This window comes from uncultured Flavobacterium sp. (assembly GCF_963974175.1).
Lineage (GTDB): Bacteria > Bacteroidota > Bacteroidia > Flavobacteriales > Flavobacteriaceae > Flavobacterium.
Genome location: NZ_CAXBBR010000010.1, coordinates 63,301 through 83,102, shown reverse-complemented (window position 1 = coordinate 83,102; position 19,802 = coordinate 63,301). Strand labels below are relative to the sequence as shown.

General features: G+C 34.0%; 15 protein-coding genes. 8 read left to right on the top strand and 7 right to left on the bottom strand.

Annotated elements, in window-relative coordinates:
* Window positions 1-256: 256 nt before the first annotated feature.
* From AAC069_RS14400 to htpG, 5 genes are all read right to left on the bottom strand, one after another.
* Complete coding sequence (locus AAC069_RS14400) at window positions 257-850, bottom strand: hypothetical protein (RefSeq protein ID WP_339921160.1); 594 nt, start codon at window positions 848-850, stop codon at window positions 257-259.
* 241 nt (window positions 851-1,091) lie between these two features.
* Window positions 1,092-1,748, bottom strand: coding sequence for a methyltransferase domain-containing protein (locus tag AAC069_RS14395; RefSeq protein ID WP_339921159.1), 657 nt, complete (start codon window positions 1,746-1,748; stop codon window positions 1,092-1,094).
* 160 nt (window positions 1,749-1,908) lie between these two features.
* Complete coding sequence (locus AAC069_RS14390) at window positions 1,909-2,361, bottom strand: hypothetical protein (RefSeq protein ID WP_339921158.1); 453 nt, start codon at window positions 2,359-2,361, stop codon at window positions 1,909-1,911.
* A gap of 172 nt (window positions 2,362-2,533) precedes the next feature.
* Window positions 2,534-3,055, bottom strand: coding sequence for a hypothetical protein (locus tag AAC069_RS14385; protein WP_339921157.1), 522 nt, complete (start codon window positions 3,053-3,055; stop codon window positions 2,534-2,536).
* Window positions 3,056-3,447: 392 nt separating this feature from the next.
* Complete coding sequence (gene htpG / locus AAC069_RS14380) at window positions 3,448-5,352, bottom strand: molecular chaperone HtpG (protein WP_339921156.1); 1,905 nt, start codon at window positions 5,350-5,352, stop codon at window positions 3,448-3,450.
* A gap of 181 nt (window positions 5,353-5,533) precedes the next feature.
* Between htpG and AAC069_RS14375 the strand changes: the two genes are divergently transcribed.
* The 3 genes from AAC069_RS14375 to AAC069_RS14365 all read left to right on the top strand — a co-directional run bounded on the left by AAC069_RS14375 (window position 5,534) and on the right by AAC069_RS14365 (window position 7,820).
* Window positions 5,534-6,010, top strand: coding sequence for a hypothetical protein (locus AAC069_RS14375; protein WP_339921155.1), 477 nt, complete (start codon window positions 5,534-5,536; stop codon window positions 6,008-6,010).
* 19 nt (window positions 6,011-6,029) lie between these two features.
* Entirely contained in the window at window positions 6,030-6,725 is a 696-nt protein-coding gene (locus AAC069_RS14370; protein ID WP_339921154.1) for an OmpA family protein, read from the top strand.
* A 144-nt stretch (window positions 6,726-6,869) separates the two neighbouring features.
* Complete coding sequence (locus tag AAC069_RS14365) at window positions 6,870-7,820, top strand: ABC transporter ATP-binding protein (RefSeq protein ID WP_339921153.1); 951 nt, start codon at window positions 6,870-6,872, stop codon at window positions 7,818-7,820.
* Between the two features lie 44 nt (window positions 7,821-7,864).
* Here AAC069_RS14365 and AAC069_RS14360 read toward each other — a convergent pair whose 3' ends face one another.
* Window positions 7,865-10,276: a prolyl oligopeptidase family serine peptidase gene (locus tag AAC069_RS14360; protein ID WP_339921152.1), complete on the bottom strand. Its 2,412-nt coding sequence runs from the start codon at window positions 10,274-10,276 to the stop codon at window positions 7,865-7,867.
* 241 nt (window positions 10,277-10,517) lie between these two features.
* On the opposite strand from AAC069_RS14360, the gene AAC069_RS14355 reads away from it, so the two are divergent.
* On the top strand, window positions 10,518-11,525 hold the full coding sequence (locus tag AAC069_RS14355) for a beta-ketoacyl-ACP synthase III (RefSeq protein WP_091092009.1): 1,008 nt from the start codon (window positions 10,518-10,520) through the stop codon (window positions 11,523-11,525).
* 96 nt (window positions 11,526-11,621) lie between these two features.
* Here the strand turns inward: AAC069_RS14355 and AAC069_RS14350 are convergent, their stop codons facing one another.
* Window positions 11,622-14,036 carry an outer membrane beta-barrel family protein gene (locus AAC069_RS14350; protein ID WP_339921151.1) on the bottom strand — a complete coding sequence of 805 codons (2,415 nt, stop codon included), beginning with the start codon at window positions 14,034-14,036 and terminating at the stop codon, window positions 11,622-11,624.
* A 285-nt stretch (window positions 14,037-14,321) separates the two neighbouring features.
* On the opposite strand from AAC069_RS14350, the gene argS reads away from it, so the two are divergent.
* The 4 genes from argS (at window position 14,322) to AAC069_RS14330 (ending at window position 19,368) form a co-directional block, all read left to right on the top strand.
* On the top strand, window positions 14,322-16,100 hold the full coding sequence (gene argS / locus AAC069_RS14345; protein WP_339921149.1) for an arginine--tRNA ligase: 1,779 nt from the start codon (window positions 14,322-14,324) through the stop codon (window positions 16,098-16,100).
* Between the two features lie 51 nt (window positions 16,101-16,151).
* Window positions 16,152-16,874 (top strand): hypothetical protein, encoded by a 723-nt coding sequence (locus tag AAC069_RS14340; RefSeq protein ID WP_339921148.1) that lies wholly within the window; start codon window positions 16,152-16,154, stop codon window positions 16,872-16,874.
* 130 nt (window positions 16,875-17,004) lie between these two features.
* Complete coding sequence (gene ffh / locus AAC069_RS14335; RefSeq protein WP_339921147.1) at window positions 17,005-18,360, top strand: signal recognition particle protein; 1,356 nt, start codon at window positions 17,005-17,007, stop codon at window positions 18,358-18,360.
* A gap of 117 nt (window positions 18,361-18,477) precedes the next feature.
* A complete protein-coding gene (locus AAC069_RS14330; RefSeq protein WP_339921146.1) occupies window positions 18,478-19,368 on the top strand; it encodes a tetrahydrofolate dehydrogenase/cyclohydrolase catalytic domain-containing protein in 891 nt (296 codons plus the stop codon).
* Window positions 19,369-19,802: the final 434 nt, after the last annotated feature.

Here is a 19,802-nt window from a genome sequence, read left to right as displayed (position 1 = left end):
TTTCGCTTTTCGAGAGTTTACAGATTTTAAAAACAGCGTATGTTTTACAGCACAAAAATAGATAAAATAAGGTAGTCAATAAAAAAGAGTACTTGAAGTCCTTCAAGAACCTCCATTGCAAACGCTATAACCTGTTATCTCATTTAGGTAGATGCTCGTCTCAGACAAGCAACAGGTGGATACCTTCTTCAAGCTTCGGTATGTAAATCCGTCATATCGTTGTGGTAAGCAATTTTATATATCCAGGCAGAAGATTTTAATTAAAGATCTTAAAATCAAAAGCTAATTTTTTAGCATGAATTAAGGTTCGCCAATTAATAAAAAACAAACAAAACAGCATCACAAATCCCAAAATAAAACTAGAAATAGACTGCCACGAAAAAATATTATCAATGATACTTTGTTGGTTTTCGGATGCAAATTTCCCTAAATGTAAGGCGATAGAATCACTAGTAAATTTCCCTACTAAGAAAGGAGCAATGATATAAAGTGGCTTTATTTTTGAAATCCCCCCACCTAAGAAAAGGGGAGTGGTAGGAAGAGGTAACAAAGAATAAGCAAGCACCACTAAAATACCTTTCCATTTATTTTCGTTCATTTTATCTCCAAGAAACTTAATGTCTTCATTTTTAGATTCTTTTAAATATTTGTCAGCCATTAGCGGAGTATATAAAAGAAGAATAGACCGACCCAAAACCGACCCCATAACTCCAATGACAATCACTGCCCAGACATTTAAATCAAAAAGAATTTGAAAAAACACCATTATTGTAAACGCCGGAGCAAACGGAAAAGGAACTATGTCAAATAATAGAGCGCCCAAAAAAACTAATAGATATTGCCACCACATGTGTTAGAAGTTTTATTTTTATTGACCAGTTAATGAAGCAAGTGGTGCTTCTTTTTGTGCCTGACCAATGAACCTCAAAATTACAATTAAAATTGTTGTGATATTGAAATAGTTTTTGGAGGTAATAAGTCATAGTGGTCGAGGTTTGTTTTGACCGTAGTATAAAAGCCAGTTGGAATGGACACGGATGATAGTTGTGGGCGCAAATTCAGAGACATTTGCGCAGTGATCATATTACAAATTAACTATTTACGGAGCTGCTGTGATCCAAAATGCTTTTTCGTAAAGCTATTCCAATCAGTCGTGGAATTCCTTCTTTGTTTTCTTCATCAAACCACTCTTCTAATTCCACCAATTCAAACCCGTTTACAGACGCTAGGTTCAAATACTCCGAAATATGATGAACATAAGTTTCTAATTCTTGCGTTCCATTTTCGGTCTCAAATTTAGCTTTACTTCCCAAATATTGTTTAAATGGGTGAAGTTCGCTGATGAAAAACAAACCGCCATTTTTTAATTTCTGGTTAGCTTGGTTAAAAACGAAATCTAAATTTTTAATATGTTCAAGGACTAAACTAGAAGTTATCAAATCTGCGTAATCATTTTCAATATTCCAGTCCACCGTTAAGTCTGCTTTTTGGAATTCCGCTCGTTCGTCTTTAATTTTCATTTTGGCTTTATTAAGCATTTCTTGCGAAAAATCCAATCCGATAGCTTTGTCCGCTTTTTGTAATAAGTAAGCTGTGTTTTTTCCAGTTCCACAACCTAATTCAAGAACTTTTGAAAACTCAAATTTATTCAGCGTTTCGATTGTAGATGTAGTGTCTAAATCTCTCGTTTTATTTAAATTCGTATCATATTTGTCAGCCCAAATATTATATACTTTCTCAATGTTCATTTTAATTTTAATTTTTTTACTATTATTAGCAACGTTCTTCCGCTTCAAGCAGTTGCGAGCTGCGGAACTGATTATTAGCTGTTAAAGATAAAAATTATTGCGAAACTTGAACTTGCCACAATATTCGTAATTGCGAGAAACGGCTGTTAGGTGCTGCCGCTTATATTAAGTAAATTATATTTGAGAATCTTACTGTCCACTTTCCGTTCCGAGACAAGAACACATAAATCAATTTGTATTTTTTCTCAATTTGAATGTCAAAACATGTATTCTGACTTTTCGACTTAATTTTCAAGATTGGTATTTCTGTATTTTCGGCATAACCAAACGCAAAATAATTTTCTAAACTGTCTGAACTGTCACTAATCTTTAAATACTTTTCAAACTTTAATTTTCCGTCAACATAAGCTTCAATTTGGTTGTCATATTCATTTATAAAGTAAACCGTACAACCATTAATATTTTTATTTGCTTTCGGTTTATTTCGGTCTTCTGGTTTAATTCTGTCATATTGAACCGAAACTTTTCCATCACAAGAAATATTACTAATTGATTTTTCAGTTTTGCAACTTATGAAAAAGCAAAGGAGAAAAACTACGATAAACTTTTTCATTCGTGAAGTTTTAGATTTTGGTTCTAATTTGGCGGGCGCTATGCACCTAACGTTATGCCACTTTGAGATGGCTGGAAAATCGTAACCGCTCAATTTTCGGCTTAACGAAAACTTGATGCGAAACGGTAATTCCACTAAACTCCAGTTAGCTCAAAATGGCGGTTGGCATTAGTTATTTTTTTATTTCAAATTCTATCTTATACATTCTTGGATATTCTTTATTGTATGTTATTTTTAAAGTGTCTCCAATTCTTACTTTGTTTTCTTCGTCTGTGTGATAATATGTTATATATTCAAAATTATCAACATAATATTTACAGTTAATTAGCCAATCATTTTTTGATTTTTTTCTGTCAATTACATAGCACCTACTAATTTTCCCGTTTTCTGCAAGTTCTTTTTTTTCGCGGTAGTTTTGAACGACAATAAATGTAGGAACAACTATTAAAAATGAAATTAATCCAATCCCGTAATTAGTATAATTTTTATTGAATTTCGAGGAGATACTTGCTTTACTTACAAGATAAGGTACCAATAAGAGTAAAATAATGATAAGCCAATCAATATGCTTGTATTTTGGATAAGCTATTTCTTTCGGAATAAAGTACAAGAAAATTAAAAAGGCCAATAAAAATATATCCCAAAAAGGGTTAGATTTATTTGTTTTATTTTTAATCAATTGTTTTTTATTCATTCCAATTTTTATAATTATTGCCAACTTGTATATATGCGCTATAACGTTGCGCATACCGCCTCTGATTGGGGTGAATATGCGCTACTCAATAGCGTTTATCTTAATTCTCAAATATACATTTTTTTATTACAATTGATTAAGTAGTTTTAGGGGTAAACAGCTTTTTATTATACTTAGATTTCTTGTAATTGTTTGGATTCCTAAATGTTATCATAATAGCAAAGCCTGCTAGCTAGCCCCGATAGCAGCAAAAATCCTTTGCTGTTGCGATAGTCAAAAGCAACGGATTGTAGCGAATAGCGGGAGGGAAGTTCTTATGCAAATCATTCGTTCTACTCCAAAAAAAAAGCTGCCCATTGATGGACAGCTTTTAGTGTAGCATGATGCTGGTATTACTTGATCATTTCAAAACTTCTTTTCACAAAAGCAGTTAATGCTTCTCCTTTTAATAAGTTTTGAGATAGTTTAGCTAAGTCAAGCGCTTGTTTTACTAAGTGTTCTTGGCCAGCTTTGTCTGTATTATTTAGAATTGTAGTTGCTAATGGCGAATTTGTATTTACCACTAGGTTGTACATCTCCGGCATGTTTCCCATCCCGAACATTCCGCCACCACCGCCAGACTGACTCATTTCTTTCATTCTACGCATGAATTCTGGTTGCGTAATGATGAAAGGAGCTGCTTGACTATCCATTGCTTCTAATTGAACTTGGTAGTTTTGTTTTGGTACAATTGCTTCCAGAACTGTTTTTAAATTGGTTTGCTCTTCTTCAGATAATTTAGAAATAGTAGCTTCCTCTTTCTTGATTAAATTATCGATATGATCTGAATCGACACGTACAAAAGTGATGTCTTTATTATCTCCTTCAATTTTTTGAATCAAGTGAGAGATAATAGGAGAATCCAATAATAAAACTTCGTATCCTTTTTCTTGTGCAATTTCGATATAAGAGTGTTGTGCTTCTTTATTTCCTGCATAAAGCACGACAAGTTTTCCGTCTTTATCTGTTTGCTTGTCTTTTAGGTTTTCTTTCAATTCCTCAAGCGTGTAATATTTATTAGCAACGGTTGGGTATAAAACGAAAGCTCCTGCTTTTTCGTAGAATTTATCTTCTGATAACATTCCGTATTCTAGAACGATTTTGATGTCATTCCATTTTGATTCAAAATCTTCACGGTTTTCTGTGAATAGTGATTTCAATTTATCAGCTACTTTACGAGTGATATAGTTTGAAATTTTCTTCACTGCACCATCAGCTTGTAATCCTGAACGAGAAACATTTAATGGAATGTCTGGCGAATCTACTACTCCGCGAAGCATCATTAAGAATTCAGGTACAATTCCTTCTACGTTATCAGTAACGTAAACTTGGTTTTGGTACAACTGAATTTTATCTTTTTGGATTTGCAAATCACCACTTAATTTTGGGAAATACAAAATACCAGTTAGGTTAAAAGGATAATCTACATTTAAGTGAATGTGGAATAATGGCTCTTCAAATTGCGATGGATACAACTCATGGTAGAAGCTTTTATAATCTTCATCCGTTAATTCAGTTGGTTGTTTTGTCCAAGCTGGATTAGGGTTGTTGATGATATTGTCTACTTCAACAGTTTTGAATGTTTCTTCTTTATCTTCTGCGTCAACAGATTCACCCTTTTTTTGTTCAATTTTCTCTGTTTTTGTTCCAAATTTAATTGCAACAGGCATGAATTTATTGTACTTATTTAAAAGTTGTGTGATTTTAGCTTCTTCAAGGAATTCTAAAGAATCTTCGGCGATATGCAGAATGATTTCTGTTCCACGAGTAGTTTTATCAGCAGGCTCTAATGTAAACTCAGGACTTCCGTCGCAGGTCCAATGTGCTGCTGGCTCATCTTTGTATGATTTAGTGATAATCTCCACTTTTGAAGCGACCATAAAAGCCGAGTAGAAACCAAGGCCAAAATGTCCAATAATTCCTGAATCCTTCGCTGTGTCTTTGTATTTTTCTAAAAATTCTTCGGCACCAGAAAAAGCAAGTTGATTGATGTATTTTTCAACCTCTTCCGATGTCATACCAATTCCCTGATCGATAAAGTGAAGTTTTTTTCCTTCCTTGTCAACTTTTACTTCTATAATTGGGTTACCGTATTCTACTTTGGCTTCGCCAATATTGGTTAGGTGTTTTAATTTTAACGTTGCATCTGTCCCATTCGAAATCAATTCACGTAAAAAAATCTCGTGATCACTATATAGGAACTTCTTTATTAAAGGGAAGATGTTTTCTACCGAAACATTAATTTTTCCTGTTGTCATATTTATATTTTATTAAAGAGTTTTACAATCTCCTCGAATTCTTTCAAATAGAATACCAATTAACTGTAAAGTGACAAATTGTCGTAACTGTTAATTTTGAAACAAAATAACTTAATTTTGAAACTGTTAAAATTAGTTACCGTCGTATATTTGTATAAGTTTAATAGTAAAACCAAATAAAATGAAAAAAATATTATTTTTAACAGCAATGGCCTTAGTGTTATTTTCTTGTAAATCGACTTCTGCTACTGATACAAAATTAGATAAAGGGGCGCAGGTGGCAATGAAAGGAAACTGGGTAATCAGTTCTGTTACTTATCCAGGGTCAGAATATATTAAAGTGAACTCATTTGAAATTGCAGATTCACAATGTTTTGTTGGAAGCACATGGAAATTCGTTTCTAATAACAACAAAGGAAATATGGCTTTGACAAAGTATGACTGTCCAGTATTTAGTTCACCAATTACTTGGTTTGTAAATAAGAATGGTGAGTTTGTTTTGAAAGTATTAGATGCTGATATTAAAGCAAAAAGAGTAAGAGAAGGGTACGTATTGCATGTTGCAAATCAAACTGAAACTTCATTTCAATTGATCGACAAAGGAAATGTTGAAGGTAAAACCATCAGCGTAGTGTACCAATTTCAAAGAGCGAACTAATTAAATAAATAAAATAATTATGAAAAAGATTTCTATAGTAACATTAGCTTTATTAATGTCAATCGGAACGTTTTTTACAAGTTGTGAAGCGTTAAAAAATACAAACAATACGCAGAGAGGTGCAGGAATTGGAGCAGCTAGTGGTGCGATAATTGGTGGTATTTTAGGAAATAATTTAGGAAAAGGTGGTAAGGGTGCGATGGGCGCTGTTCTTGGTGGTGTTGTTGGTGGTGTTGCCGGTGGAGTTATCGGTAATAAAATGGACAAACAAGCAAGACAAATTGATGAGGCTATCCCAGGAGCTGAAGTAAAAAGAGTAGGTGAAGGTATCCAATTAGTATTGAATGAAAATGCAGTACGTTTTGACACTAACAAATCAACTCTTACGGCAACTGCAAAAGAAAATTTAGATAAATTAGTTCCTGTTTTTACAGAATATCCTGATACTGATATTACTATTTTTGGATATACTGATATTACAGGTCCTGCTGATTATAACTTAAAACTTTCGAAAGAAAGAGCTACATCAGTTAGAAATTACTTAGTTAGTAAGGGAGTAGCTTCTGCTAGATTTCATGTTACTGGTTTAGGTATTGCTGATCCAATTGCAACAAATGATACTGCAGAAGGAAGAAGTCAAAACCGTCGTGTTGAGTTTGCTATTACAGCAAATGATAAAATGCGTGAAGATGCTAAGCTAGAAGCAGGAAACTAAAACAGTAGTGTTTTAAATATATGGAAAGCCGTTTCGTTTTTAAAACGAGACGGCTTTCTTTTTTTACATAAATTTCACTTTACATTAAATTCTTTTTGTCAAAGAAATCTATCTTTGCAGTCTCAAAATTTCAGTACTATAAAAATGCTTCAAGTTCAAAACATCACATTCGGTTATACCGAAAAAATAGTTCTTCAAAACATAAATTTCAATATAGAGAAAGGGCAAAACATTGCCATAATTGGCGAAAGTGGCTGCGGAAAAAGCACGCTGCTGAAACTGATTTATGGTATTCATGATTTGCAGGAAGGTAGTATCTTCTGGAATGACACAGAAGTGTTAGGCCCAAAATACAATTTAGTGCCTGGAATGCCTTTTATAAAATATTTATCGCAAGATTTTGATCTGATGCCCTATACGACAGTTGCTGAGAATGTGGGTAAGTTTCTTTCTAACGTTTTTCCAGAAAAGAAAAAAGAACGGATAAACGAATTATTAGAGATCGTTGAGATGACTGAATTTGCTGATGTGAAAACAAAATATTTAAGCGGGGGGCAACAGCAGCGTGTAGCTTTGGCTCGGGTTCTGGCTTTAGAACCGGAGATATTATTGTTAGATGAACCTTTTAGTCATATAGATAACTTTAGAAAAAACGCACTTCGTCGAAACTTGTTTGCCTATTTGAAATCAAATGGAGTTACCTGTCTTGTAGCGACACATGATAGTACAGATGCACTTTCTTTTGCTGACGAGACTATTGTACTACAGCGCGGACAACTAGTTGATAAAGCGGGTTCATATGGTTTGTACAACAATCCTATAAATAAATATGTGGCTTCACTATTTGGAGAAGTAAACGAGTTAAAAGCATCAAATTTAATTTCTTTGGAAGAAGGAGACGAAGATGAATTGCTTTTATTGTATCCGCATCAGTTAACAGTGGTAGACAACGGAATGTTATTGGCAGTAGTAAAGCAATCTTATTTTAAAGGAAGTCACTATTTAATTAAAGCAGTTTTTGATCGGAAAGTAATTTTCTTTGAACATGATGTTCCTTTAGAGTTGAATCAAGAAGTGACTTTGATGATAGCATAAAAAAGAAAGCCCCGAAATATTAATTTCGGGGCTTTGCTTTTGTATTAATTCTTTAAATATTTTTCTAAGAATTGATCTTGTTCCCACAGCAGGTGTAAGATATTTTCTTTAGCAGCATAACCGTGAGCTTCTTTAGGTAAGATAACCATTCTTACCGGTGCTCCTAAACCTTTTAAGGCTTGGAAATAACGCTCGGTTTGCAAAGTGAATGTTCCAGGGTTATTATCAGCTTCTCCATGGACTAATAATAACGGAGTTTTCATTTTATCTGCATTCATAAATGGAGACATGGTATTGTAAACCTCAGGCACTTCCCAGTAATTACGTTGCTCTGATTGGAAGCCAAAAGGAGTTAGCGTTCTGTTATAAGCACCACTACGAGCAATTCCACAAGCAAATAAATTAGAGTGCGTCAATAGATTAGCTGTCATAAAAGCACCATAAGAATGTCCTCCAATAGCTACTTTTTTCCTATTGATATATCCTAATGCATCGACAGCGTTAATAGCTGCTTCAGCATTATCAACTAACTGCGTGATGAAGTTATCATTTGGTTCTGTTGTTCCTTCACCAATAATAGGGAATGAAGCGTCATCTAATACCACATATCCTTTGGTTACCCAATAAACAAATGATCCATAATAAGGGAAAGTGAATTCATTAGGGTTTTGGTTATTTTGCCCTGCTGAGTTTTTGTCTTTAAACTCTGCTGGGTAAGCCCAAATTAATAAAGGCAATTTTTCTTTTTTTGCTTTATCGTAACCTGCAGGCAAATATAATGTCCCAGAAAGTGCTACACCATCTTTTCTTTTATACTGAATCACTTCTTTGCTTACATTTTTAATACTTTCAAAAGGATTTTTGAAGCTGGTAATTGGAGTAAGCTGGTCTTTTTTCTTGATGTTTCTAAAGTAATAATTTGGATACTCATTCTTAGATTGAATTTGTACCAATACTTCTCCTTTTTTGAAATCCTCAATAGACAGTAAGTCTTCTTTTTTATCTTTGTATGCTGAGGTATACAGTCTCTTAGTCTGTTGGTTTTTTAGGTTAAACTCATCTATAAATGGGAATTGTCCGTTTTTAGTGAACCCATCTCCTAGCAAATAAAGATTGTTGTTTTCAATCGCAAGAACTCGTTTGCCATAAGCATTTTTAATGGTTTCAAAATTACCTGGATCAGAGTAGATGTCTTGAGAGTTTCTATCAGTAATTATTTTTGGCTCTAGAGAAACATCAGATGGATTGAATAAATATGTTTTAGCATTTCGAGTGTCGTACCATTGATCATAAGCAATTGCTGTAGTTTCATTTCCCCAAATAATGCCACTAAAACGTTGTTTTGTTTTTAGTATTAGCGCAGGGTTTTCATTAAAAGGCGCTTTCCATTGGAATACATCATCTCTAAAATCGACTTTGTTTTCTGGGTTTCCTTCATCAAGCGCTTCCACATAATACAAGGTAGCTGCTTCGTCATTTCTCCAGTTCATATTTCTTTTACCAGTACGCGTCGCCATAAAACCTTTTGGAATAATTTCGTTTAAGGGCACTTCGTTAACGACCTTAACTTCCTTACCGTCTTTGTCATAAATAACCGTTTTTGAAGGGAAACGGCTCAGGGGAACTATGTATGAAAATGGTTTCTGAATCGTGCTTATCATCAGGTAATTTCCGTCTGGAGAAAAATTCTCTCCAGCATACATGTCAGCCGCTTTAAATAAAGTTTTGTTTCCGTTAAGATTTACTTTGTATAACTCAGCAGTCAAAATGTTCTGAAAATTAGCTTCGTCAGTTTTGTTCTTTAATAAATCTTGATAGGTTCTGTTTTGAGAAATTGTTCCGGTTGCATTTGAAACAATTGGACCTGTTGGTAGGTTTTTCTTTTCATCTAATAAAGCAGCTCTGTTTTTTGGGAGCATTTTTACTAAAATATTTTCGTTGTCGCTATACCAGCTAAACGGATTTCCAAGGTTTGCATTAACATTGTCTTCAGTAAGCTGAGTCGCTTTTGCCGAAGCGATATCAATAACCCATAGTTCTACACCTCTGTTTGTAGTATGTGAAAAAGCAATTTTCTTCTCATTAGGGGACCAAGAAATATTAGAGATTCTCGCGTCAGCAGGTAATCCGCTAACTTGAATTTCATTTTTATCTTTGATCTTGCGAAGCTTGATGTTATTTGTATATGTAACCGTACTGGAAATATTTGTAGTTGGGTTAATCCGTAGACCACCCAAACGCATTTCATCTTGATTTAAGTCATCTAAGGTTTTGTAGGTATTTCTATAAGTTAGAATCATGTATTCCTTCTTCGTATCCATGCTTACAGATGGTGCTCTCTCATAGTCTACTAAATCGAGAATTGACTTAGAAGGTTTTTGATAAGTAAGATTTTCTTGTGCAAAAGCATGTATGCTTAATCCAAGAAATAAAATCAGGCTCAATTTTGATTTCATAAATAGGTTTTGTTTTTTTGATTAGAAATATAGGTCTTAGTTCTTTTAGAATTGTTACAGCATATTCTGTTTTATTATGTAAAAATATAGTATTTTTCTATTTGTAACTTAGTTTTTTAATGTGATTGAAATAGCGACTGAAATTTATAAATTGTTAATTGCTAAAAAAAGAGTAATTTGTAGGCTAATGTTTTAAAGTATGTTTAAATTTACAATCTTATTATTATAAAATAACAATTATATGTATCATTCAAAAATTGCAGGATTAGGATTTTATGTTCCTTCCAATGTGGTCACCAATGACGATTTGTCTAAAATTATTGACACCAATGATGAGTGGATTCAAGAAAGAACAGGTATTCAAGAAAGAAGACACATTATAAGAGGAGAAGATACAACGACTTCTATGGGAGTTAAAGCTGCCGAAATTGCTATTGAGCGTTCAGGCTTGGCCAAAGAAGATATTGATTTTGTTGTTTTTGCAACACTAAGCCCTGATTATTATTTTCCTGGACCAGGAGTTTTAGTACAACGTGATTTAGGTTTGAGAACAGTAGGCGCATTAGATGTCAGAAATCAATGTTCGGGATTTATCTATGCCTTATCTGTTGCGGATCAATATATAAAAACGGGAATGTATAAAAACGTTTTGGTTATTGGGTCAGAAGTACACTCAACTGGATTAGATATGACATCACGTGGTCGTAGTGTATCGGTGATTTTTGGTGATGGAGCAGGAGCAGCTGTTTTGAGTAGAGAAGAAGACTTGACTAAAGGGATTCTTTCAACGCATTTACATTCTGAAGGCCAACATGCTGAGGAATTAGCACTTACCGCACCGGGTATGGGAGCAAGATGGGTGACGGACATTATCGCTGATAATGATCCTAATGATGAAAGTTATTATCCACATATGAATGGTCAATTTGTATTTAAAAATGCAGTAGTTCGTTTTGCTGAGGTAATTAATGAAGGACTTGAAGCGAATAATCTATCCGTTTCAAACATTGATATGTTGATACCACATCAAGCAAATTTGAGAATTTCTCAATTTATACAAAAGAAATTTGGTCTTAATGACGATCAAGTTTATAATAATATTCAAAAATACGGGAATACAACCGCCGCTTCTATTCCAATTGCTTTAACCGAAGCGTGGGAGAATGGAAAAATTAAAAGTGGTGACACTGTTGTTTTAGCAGCTTTTGGAAGTGGTTTTACATGGGGAAGTGCTATCATTAGATGGTAATTTTTTTACTTCAATAAAAAGATCCTTTTTATATCAAAAAACCCGGAGTTGGCATACTCCGGGTTTTTCTTTGGTAACAAAATTTAAAACTAATTCTTATAAAAGTCCACCGCCGCCTTGGGTTTCATTCTTGTCTCTTTGTTTTCTTTGAATGGCTTTGTTTTTACCGCTCCCAAATCTATAATTGAATCCTAAATAAACAGATTGACTTTCCCAGTTGAACTGTCCGTTTGCTTTGTATGGTCGATCACCAGCAAAAGCAAAATTCATCGAGTTAAAAATATCGCTGAAACGTGCGCTAATTGTTCCGCTACCTTTTAAAATATTGTAGCTGCTACCAATATCCATTTTCCACATTGTCGCTCTGTCAAATTGAAGGTTTTGGTCTCTACCTTGGTACATACCAAATAATTGGAAGCGTAAATCTTTAGTCGCTTTGAAGGTATTATTGATTCTGGCGTTGAAAGTTGTGGCATTTACTTCGATAAATTCATAAGTACCGGGTGCGCTTTCTACTGTTCCTTTTACTTTTTTCTGATAAGCGTCTACGCTAATATTAGCGCTCCACCATTTCTTAAAGTCTAAATTACCGGAAACTTCAATACCGTAAGCATTGTTGTTCTCAAAATTATCAAAAGACAATACTTGCTTGTTTGGGTTTTCAGGATTTGTAAAAATAACTCGTGTAATTTCATCTTCAATTCTTCTGTAAAACATACCCGAAGTGATAGAACCTATTTTTGTTTTTCTAGTATAGTTCAATTCAAATGAGTTTGTGAATTGCGGAATAAGGTTTGGATTTCCTTCTGAATCTATAGTGGCGGTACTCCATTCTCTAATAGGGTTTACCTGTCCGATACTCGGCCTGTCTACTCTTCTTGAAAAGCTAAGGTTAAAGGAATTATTTTCACCTGGATTATAACTCAAAAATGTAGAAGGATAAATACTTAAGATGTCATCTTTAAATTGTCCGTCTGCTGCAGATGCTTGTTTGAATATTGCTTCAACATTGTATTGTTCTAGACGCGCTCCCGCTTGAAAACTCCATTTTTTCCATTGTTTACCAAGGGTTGCATAAGCCGAATAAATTGTTCGATCATATGTAAAGTCAGAACTGTACGCATTATCTCTAAATAAATTATTGGCAGTAGACTCATCTCTTGCCTCTAATCCCAATTCTAATTTGGTAGTTTCAGTCAACGGATTTACATAATCAAGATTGATGATGCTGTTTTTACCAAGAGTCGTTACGTCATTCGTAAAAGAATTGATTAGGGATTTACTGTCTCTGTTTAAATTCGTGTAAACTGCATTTTCGGGATCGTCATTTTCATTGTAATTTGCTTCTAATTCAAGACTATGACCTTCTTTTTTGAATTTAATTTTATAATCAAAATTGTAGGTTTGAGAATGATTCTTACTATCACTTGTGAAAAGCTGTAGCAAGTCAGTACTAGCATTATTCACATAGTCCACATCAGTGCTTCCAAATCCTTTTCCGTTATAGAAGCTTTGATTGGTATAAAAAGAAACGGTATTGTTGTCATTGATGTAGTAATCTACTCCAACTTTCGCTAAATGTGAGGTGGTAAGATTATTGAATTGAAAGAGTTGTGTGTTTTGTTTGTTTTCTTGTTCGCTTTTTATAAAACCATAATTATTGTTTTTACCATGATTTAAACCGTAATTTCCATAAAAATTAAATTTTCCATTTCGGTAATTTAAGTCGAAAGCTGAATTGATTTTCGGTGTTTTTCCAAAAGTGACTCCGTTATTGATGCTTCCGTTAAGACCTATTTTGCTGTTTTTATTCAATACAATATTGATAATACCGCTCATTCCTTCCGGATTGTACTTTGCAGAAGGATTTGTTATTAATTCAATTTGTTTAATAGATGACGAAGGGATTTGTTGTAATAACTGGGAAGCGTCAATATTTGATGGCTTTCCGTCAATTAGAACACGTACGTTAGAGTTTCCTCTTAAACTGATTGTTTTCGTTTGCGGATCAACACTAACTGAGGGAATGTTATTCATTATTTCACTTGCAGTTGCTCCTGCCGAAATTAAATCTTTCCCAACGTTGATGATTTTTCTATCTATTTTTTGTTCAATAGTCGATTTCTCATTGACGATATCGACACCTTTAAGCTCGATAGCATCTTCTTTTAGTGCAAATGTCCCCAGATCTGCGTTCTTTTTGTCAGTAGATAATGTGACCGCTGTTGAGATGGTCTTGTATCCCATAAATTGTATTTCGACAGTATAATTTTTTAAATCTAGGTTTTTGATGTAAAAATTTCCTTTCTCAGATGTAATTCCACCGGTAATAAATTTGTCGCCTTCTTTTACAATGACATTGACATAGGGAAGGGTTTCGTTACTGTTTTTATCTATTACTTTTCCGGTAATACTCCCTGGATTTTCTAGAAGTGATGTTTTGACTGACGTTTGTGCTTGCATCGAAACCAAGGTCCCGAATAGGCATACTAAGATTAATTTGATTTTCATGATTGATGATTTTTGATTAAAAATTTGATTGATGATGCAAATGTATAGTATTTATTTTAATATATGCAATACATAGTACTGTTTTATGCATAAAATAAATTAGAAGAGTAAAAGATACCTAATAGACTATCAAGTCTTGATTTTGTTACAGTTTTTATAAAAAACCCTAACATTTTAAGTTTTTAAGAGAAAGGTTCTGATTTTTAAATAGGAAATTATCTTGCTTTCCAATTTACAAATTGTCACATTATAACTATATTTGCAACCTTAAAATAAACACGCAAAATGACATTATCACAAATTCTTACCCCTTCAATTGAAAAAGCTGTCCAAGCCTTATTTGATATTGCTATTGACAAAGTAGAGTTTCAAACTACACGGAAGGAATTTGAGGGAGATATCACGATGGTAATTTTTCCATTATTAAAAGTTATCAAAAGCAATCCTGTCGAATTAGGAAATAAAATTGGAAACTATTTAGTGGAAAATGTATCTGAGGTGAGCCGTTTTAATGTAGTTTCTGGTTTTTTGAATATTGTTATATCGGATGAGTACTACTTGAATTTCTTTAATGGAATAAAGGATGATGCGAAATTTGGTTTCGTCACTCCAAATCCGGAAGATACAGCTGTAATGGTAGAATACTCTTCGCCTAACACAAATAAGCCTTTGCACTTAGGTCACGTTCGTAATAATCTATTGGGTTATTCTGTTGCTGAAATTATTAAGGCTTCAGGTAAAAAAGTGTACAAAACGCAAATCATAAATGATAGAGGAATTCACATTTGCAAATCAATGCTGGCATGGCAGAAATTTGGAAACGGAGAAACTCCTGAATCTACTGGTCAAAAAGGAGATAAATTAGTAGGGAACTATTATGTTGCTTTCGATAAAGCCTATAAAGTGGAAATTACTCAATTAATGAGTGAAGGAAAGACCGAAGACGAGGCCAAAAAACAAGCACCAATCATTTTTGAAGCCCAAGAAATGTTGTTGAAATGGGAAGCCGGTGATGAAGAAGTGATTGCGCTTTGGAAAAAAATGAATCAATGGGTTTATGACGGTTTTGCAACTACCTATAAAAACTTAGGAGTTGATTTTGATTGTTATTATTATGAAAGCAATACCTATTTATTAGGGAAAGATGTAGTTCAGATTGGTTTAGAAAAAGGGGTTTTTGAAAAAGATCCTGACGGTTCTGTTTGGATTGATTTAACCGATGAAGGTTTAGACCGTAAAATCGTCTTGCGTTCTGATGGTACTGCGGTTTATATGACGCAGGATATTGGTACAGCTATCCAGCGTGTGAAAGATTATCCAGATGTAGGAGGGATGGTTTACACTGTAGGTAATGAGCAAGATTACCATTTTAAAGTGTTGTTTCTAATATTGAAAAAATTAGGCTTTGACTGGTCTAAAAACCTATATCATTTATCGTATGGAATGGTAGATTTACCTTCCGGAAAAATGAAAAGTCGTGAAGGAACTGTAGTAGATGCAGATGATTTGATGCAAGAAATGACAGATACTGCTCAAAAAATTTCTGAAGATTTAGGGAAATTAGACAGTTATTCTGCCGAAGAAAAAACGAAATTATACAATACGATTGGTCTTGGTGCTTTGAAATATTACATACTTAAAGTAGATCCTAAAAAGCGAATCCTTTTTAATCCAGAAGAATCAGTTGATTTTGCTGGAAATACAGGACCGTTTATACAATATACTTATGCGAGAATCCAGTCGATTATTCGTAAAGCTAATTTTGATTTTTCAAATGAATCAGGAATGGTGGAACTTCACGCAAAAGAGAAAGAGTTATTGAAACAACTTGAGTTGTTTCCAGAAGTAATTCAAAATGCGGCACAAAATCATAGTCCAGCTTTATTGGCTAATTTTGTGTATGACTTAGTACGTGAATACAATTCTTTTTATCAGGCGGTACCAATTTTAGGTTCAGAAATAGAAATAGAAAAAATATTTAGAGTACAGTTGTCAAAAAAGGTAGCAGATACCATAGCGGCTTCTTTTAGCTTGCTAGGGATTAATGTTCCGGAACGTATGTAATAAGGGTGGTTTTTTTGCGTTATTAATTTAATAACGCAAAAAAATACCATTATGAAAAAAACAGCAGTTTTAGCATTACTTGTCATTATGATAAGTGCTTGTACGAATGATACATCTTCTACGACTGGAAATGTCACTATAAAAGCCTCTGCCGTTTCAACAACAGGAAAAACATCTTTAACGGCTCGTTCAACAGTAACTTCAACAGTAGTGATTACTGATTTTAAGATAAATATCGGGAATATCAAATTTGAAGTTGATGAGCAGGATGAAATGCATGACACAGATCCTTCACATGAAGATGTTAAACTTAACGGACCATTTTTGTTGGATTTATTGGACCCAGGAAAAACTTTATCTCAAATCATTACTTCTGTCAATATACCGAATGCAAAATATGAAGAGATAAAATTTAAATTTGCACCAAGTACTGCCGTTGGTGATATGAATGGGAAGAGTTACTTGATTAAAGGTACGGTTGATGGAAAGCCCTTTGAAGTATGGAGCGCTAAAGAGGTAGAGTTAGAAATGGATTTTAATGATCCTACTAAAGACTTTATGGTAAATAGTAATGATTTATCTCTTAATATAAAAATTCAGCTCGACGCCATTATGGTTAAAATTACAGATTTAGCTAAACAAGGTTTGCTAGTCGATACTGACGGGGATGGAACTATTGAAATTAGTACAAATGATGATGATGGGCATCATGATTTAGGTGAACTAATAAGAGATTTGCTTGAAAATGAAACACATTTGGATGATAAGGATTAATTAAAAATAAAAGTGATTTTAAATAAAATAAGGCTGTCTTTTTAAGATGGCCTTATTTTATTTAAAATACTATTTAAACTTCAAAATCAAATGCTTAAATTTGCAGCTTAATTAAAGAGAAATAAAAACTATGTTCGATAATTTAAGCGATAAACTAGACAAAGCATTTCATATACTAAAAGGACACGGAAAAATCACCGAGGTAAACGTAGCTGAAACTTTAAAAGAAGTTAGAAGAGCCTTACTGGATGCCGATGTGAATTTTAAAATCGCGAAAGATTTTACGAATAAAGTAAAAGAAAAAGCTTTAGGACAGGATGTATTAACGACGCTTCAACCAGGACAACTGTTGGTGAAGTTAGTGAAAGACGAACTGACAGAATTGATGGGTGGTGATGTTGCTGGAATAAACCTTTCTGGAAATCCTACCGTTATTTTAATGTCTGGTCTACAAGGTTCAGGTAAAACTACCTTTTCTGGAAAACTGGCAAATTATCTTTTAACTAAAAAGAATAAAAAACCGCTTTTAGTAGCTTGTGATATCTACCGTCCAGCGGCAATTCAACAATTATATGTTGTTGGAGATTCTATAGGTGTTGAGGTATATTCAGAACCTGAAAATAAGAATCCAGTTGAAATTGCACAAAATGCAATTAAGCATGCTAAAGCAAAAGGGTTTGATGTTGTTATTGTGGATACGGCCGGACGTCTGGCAGTTGATACTGAGATGATGAATGAGATCTCACGTGTTCATAAAGCAATTCAGCCACAAGAAACCTTATTTGTTGTTGATGCAATGACAGGTCAAGATGCAGTAAATACAGCAAAAGCCTTCAATGATATATTAAATTTTGATGGTGTTATTTTAACCAAATTAGATGGTGATACACGTGGTGGAGCGGCTCTTTCGATAAAAACTGTAGTTAACAAACCGATTAAGTTTGTAGGTACAGGAGAGAAAATGGAAGCGATTGATGTATTCTATCCTGTTCGTATGGCGGAACGTATCCTTGGAATGGGAGATGTCGTGTCGTTAGTGGAAAGAGCACAAGAGCAGTTTGATGAGGAAGAAGCTAGAAAAATTCAAAAGAAAATCGCGAAAAACGAATTCGGTTTTGATGATTTTCTTTCTCAAATTCAGCAAGTGAAGAAAATGGGTAATATGAAAGACTTGGTTGGGATGATACCAGGTGCTTCAAAAGCCATGAAAGACGTGGAGATCGAAGATGATGCCTTCAAGCACATTGAGGCTATTATTCACTCGATGACTCCCGCAGAGAGAAGTAAACCTTCTCTTATTGATGTTAAAAGAAAAGCGAGAATATCAAAAGGTTCAGGAACAAAAATTGAACAAGTCAATCAATTGATGAAGCAGTTTGAGCAAATGAGCAAAATGATGAAAATGATGCAAGGGCCAGGAGGAAAAAACCTCATGAAGATGATGGGCGGAATGAAAGGAATGCCTGGAGGCGGAGCGATGCGCTAAAATATTTGGTTAAGGTTTAAAGTTTCATGTTTATTGAAATTTTAAACCTTACTCTTTTATAGGAATATCAGTTCTTGTAAAAAAAAATAGAAACTAAAACTTGAAACTAAAAATAAAATGCTACTACTAGACGGAAAAAAAACAGCGGAAGATATTAAAGTTGAAATCGCAGCTGAAGTACAAAAGATAAAAAATAAAGGGGGGAAAGTACCTCATTTAGCCGCAGTTATTGTGGGTAACGATGGAGCGAGTTTAACCTATGTAGGAAGCAAGGTAAGAGCATGTGAAAGAGTTGGTTTTGAATCTACTTTGGTTAAAATGCCAAGTACTACTTCTGAAACTGAATTGCTTAAGAAAATTAAGGAGTTAAACGAAGATGATAATATTGATGGATTTATAGTTCAACTACCGCTTCCAGAGCAAATTGATGAGCAAAAAGTATTGATGGCGGTTAGTCCAAGTAAAGATGTCGATGGATTTCATCCTGAGAATTTTGGGAAAATGGCCTTAGATATGAGCACTTTTATCCCTGCTACACCTTTCGGAATTTTAGAATTACTAGAACGTTATGGAGTAGAGACTAAAGGAAAACATACCGTAGTAATTGGTCGTAGTCACATTGTGGGGAGACCAATGAGTATCTTAATGGGAAGAAAAGGGTTTCCTGGAAACTCAACAGTTACTTTGACACACAGCTACACAAAAAACATCGAAGAAATCACTATTCAAGCGGATATCATTATCACAGCTTTAGGTGTTCCTAATTATCTTAAAGCAGACATGGTTAAAGACGGAGTTGTTGTTATAGATGTTGGAATTACTCGTGTTCCAGACGAATCAAAAGAAAAAGGATATGTGATTACTGGAGATGTAGATTTTGAAAATGTAAGCAAAAAAGCAAGTTTTATTACTCCGGTTCCTGGTGGAGTAGGACCTATGACGATAGCGATGTTATTAAAAAATACGCTGTTGGCAAGGGAAATGAAAATACTGAAATTAGAAAACTAAATAAATACAAAGCCTATTCCTCTGAATAGGCTTTTTTTAGCATTATGGAAAATCCACAAGAAATAGAATTCACATCTATACAAGAGTTCTTGGACTATTTGCCGGAGGAAGAATTAGAAATTGTTCTTTTCCTTCGTAAGATTGTGCTGGAATGTATGCCAGATTGTAAAGAGAGATTAGCATATAATGTGCCTTTTTATTACCGCCATTCCAAGATTTGTTACATTTGACCTGCTTCCATTCCCTGGGAGAAGGTTAGTAATGGTGTTGGAATAGGTTTTTGTAAAGGCGCTTCACTTTTAGACGAGACTTTTGAGACGATTAGTTTTAGTTCGAAGTCACTATTTTCTTCAATTAAAGAGATTGATGTGGATTCTTTAAAGCAGCAGATCTATGAGGCTATTTCAATTGACGAACAGATTGTTAAAGCTAGG

Excerpts from the sequence above, each read along its gene's own strand:
- AAC069_RS14400 (WP_339921160.1), bottom strand. The coding sequence starts at position 850 with ATGTGGTGGCAATATCTATTAGTTTTTTTGGGCGCTCTATTATTTGAC.
- AAC069_RS14395 (WP_339921159.1), bottom strand. The coding sequence starts at position 1,748 with ATGAACATTGAGAAAGTATATAATATTTGGGCTGACAAATATGATACG.
- AAC069_RS14390 (WP_339921158.1), bottom strand. The coding sequence starts at position 2,361 with ATGAAAAAGTTTATCGTAGTTTTTCTCCTTTGCTTTTTCATAAGTTGC.
- AAC069_RS14385 (WP_339921157.1), bottom strand. The coding sequence starts at position 3,055 with ATGAATAAAAAACAATTGATTAAAAATAAAACAAATAAATCTAACCCT.
- htpG (WP_339921156.1), bottom strand. The coding sequence starts at position 5,352 with ATGACAACAGGAAAAATTAATGTTTCGGTAGAAAACATCTTCCCTTTA.
- AAC069_RS14375 (WP_339921155.1), top strand. The coding sequence starts at position 5,534 with ATGAAAAAAATATTATTTTTAACAGCAATGGCCTTAGTGTTATTTTCT.
- AAC069_RS14370 (WP_339921154.1), top strand. The coding sequence starts at position 6,030 with ATGAAAAAGATTTCTATAGTAACATTAGCTTTATTAATGTCAATCGGA.
- AAC069_RS14365 (WP_339921153.1), top strand. The coding sequence starts at position 6,870 with ATGCTTCAAGTTCAAAACATCACATTCGGTTATACCGAAAAAATAGTT.
- AAC069_RS14360 (WP_339921152.1), bottom strand. The coding sequence starts at position 10,276 with ATGAAATCAAAATTGAGCCTGATTTTATTTCTTGGATTAAGCATACAT.
- AAC069_RS14355 (WP_091092009.1), top strand. The coding sequence starts at position 10,518 with ATGTATCATTCAAAAATTGCAGGATTAGGATTTTATGTTCCTTCCAAT.
- AAC069_RS14350 (WP_339921151.1), bottom strand. The coding sequence starts at position 14,036 with ATGAAAATCAAATTAATCTTAGTATGCCTATTCGGGACCTTGGTTTCG.
- argS (WP_339921149.1), top strand. The coding sequence starts at position 14,322 with ATGACATTATCACAAATTCTTACCCCTTCAATTGAAAAAGCTGTCCAA.
- AAC069_RS14340 (WP_339921148.1), top strand. The coding sequence starts at position 16,152 with ATGAAAAAAACAGCAGTTTTAGCATTACTTGTCATTATGATAAGTGCT.
- ffh (WP_339921147.1), top strand. The coding sequence starts at position 17,005 with ATGTTCGATAATTTAAGCGATAAACTAGACAAAGCATTTCATATACTA.
- AAC069_RS14330 (WP_339921146.1), top strand. The coding sequence starts at position 18,478 with ATGCTACTACTAGACGGAAAAAAAACAGCGGAAGATATTAAAGTTGAA.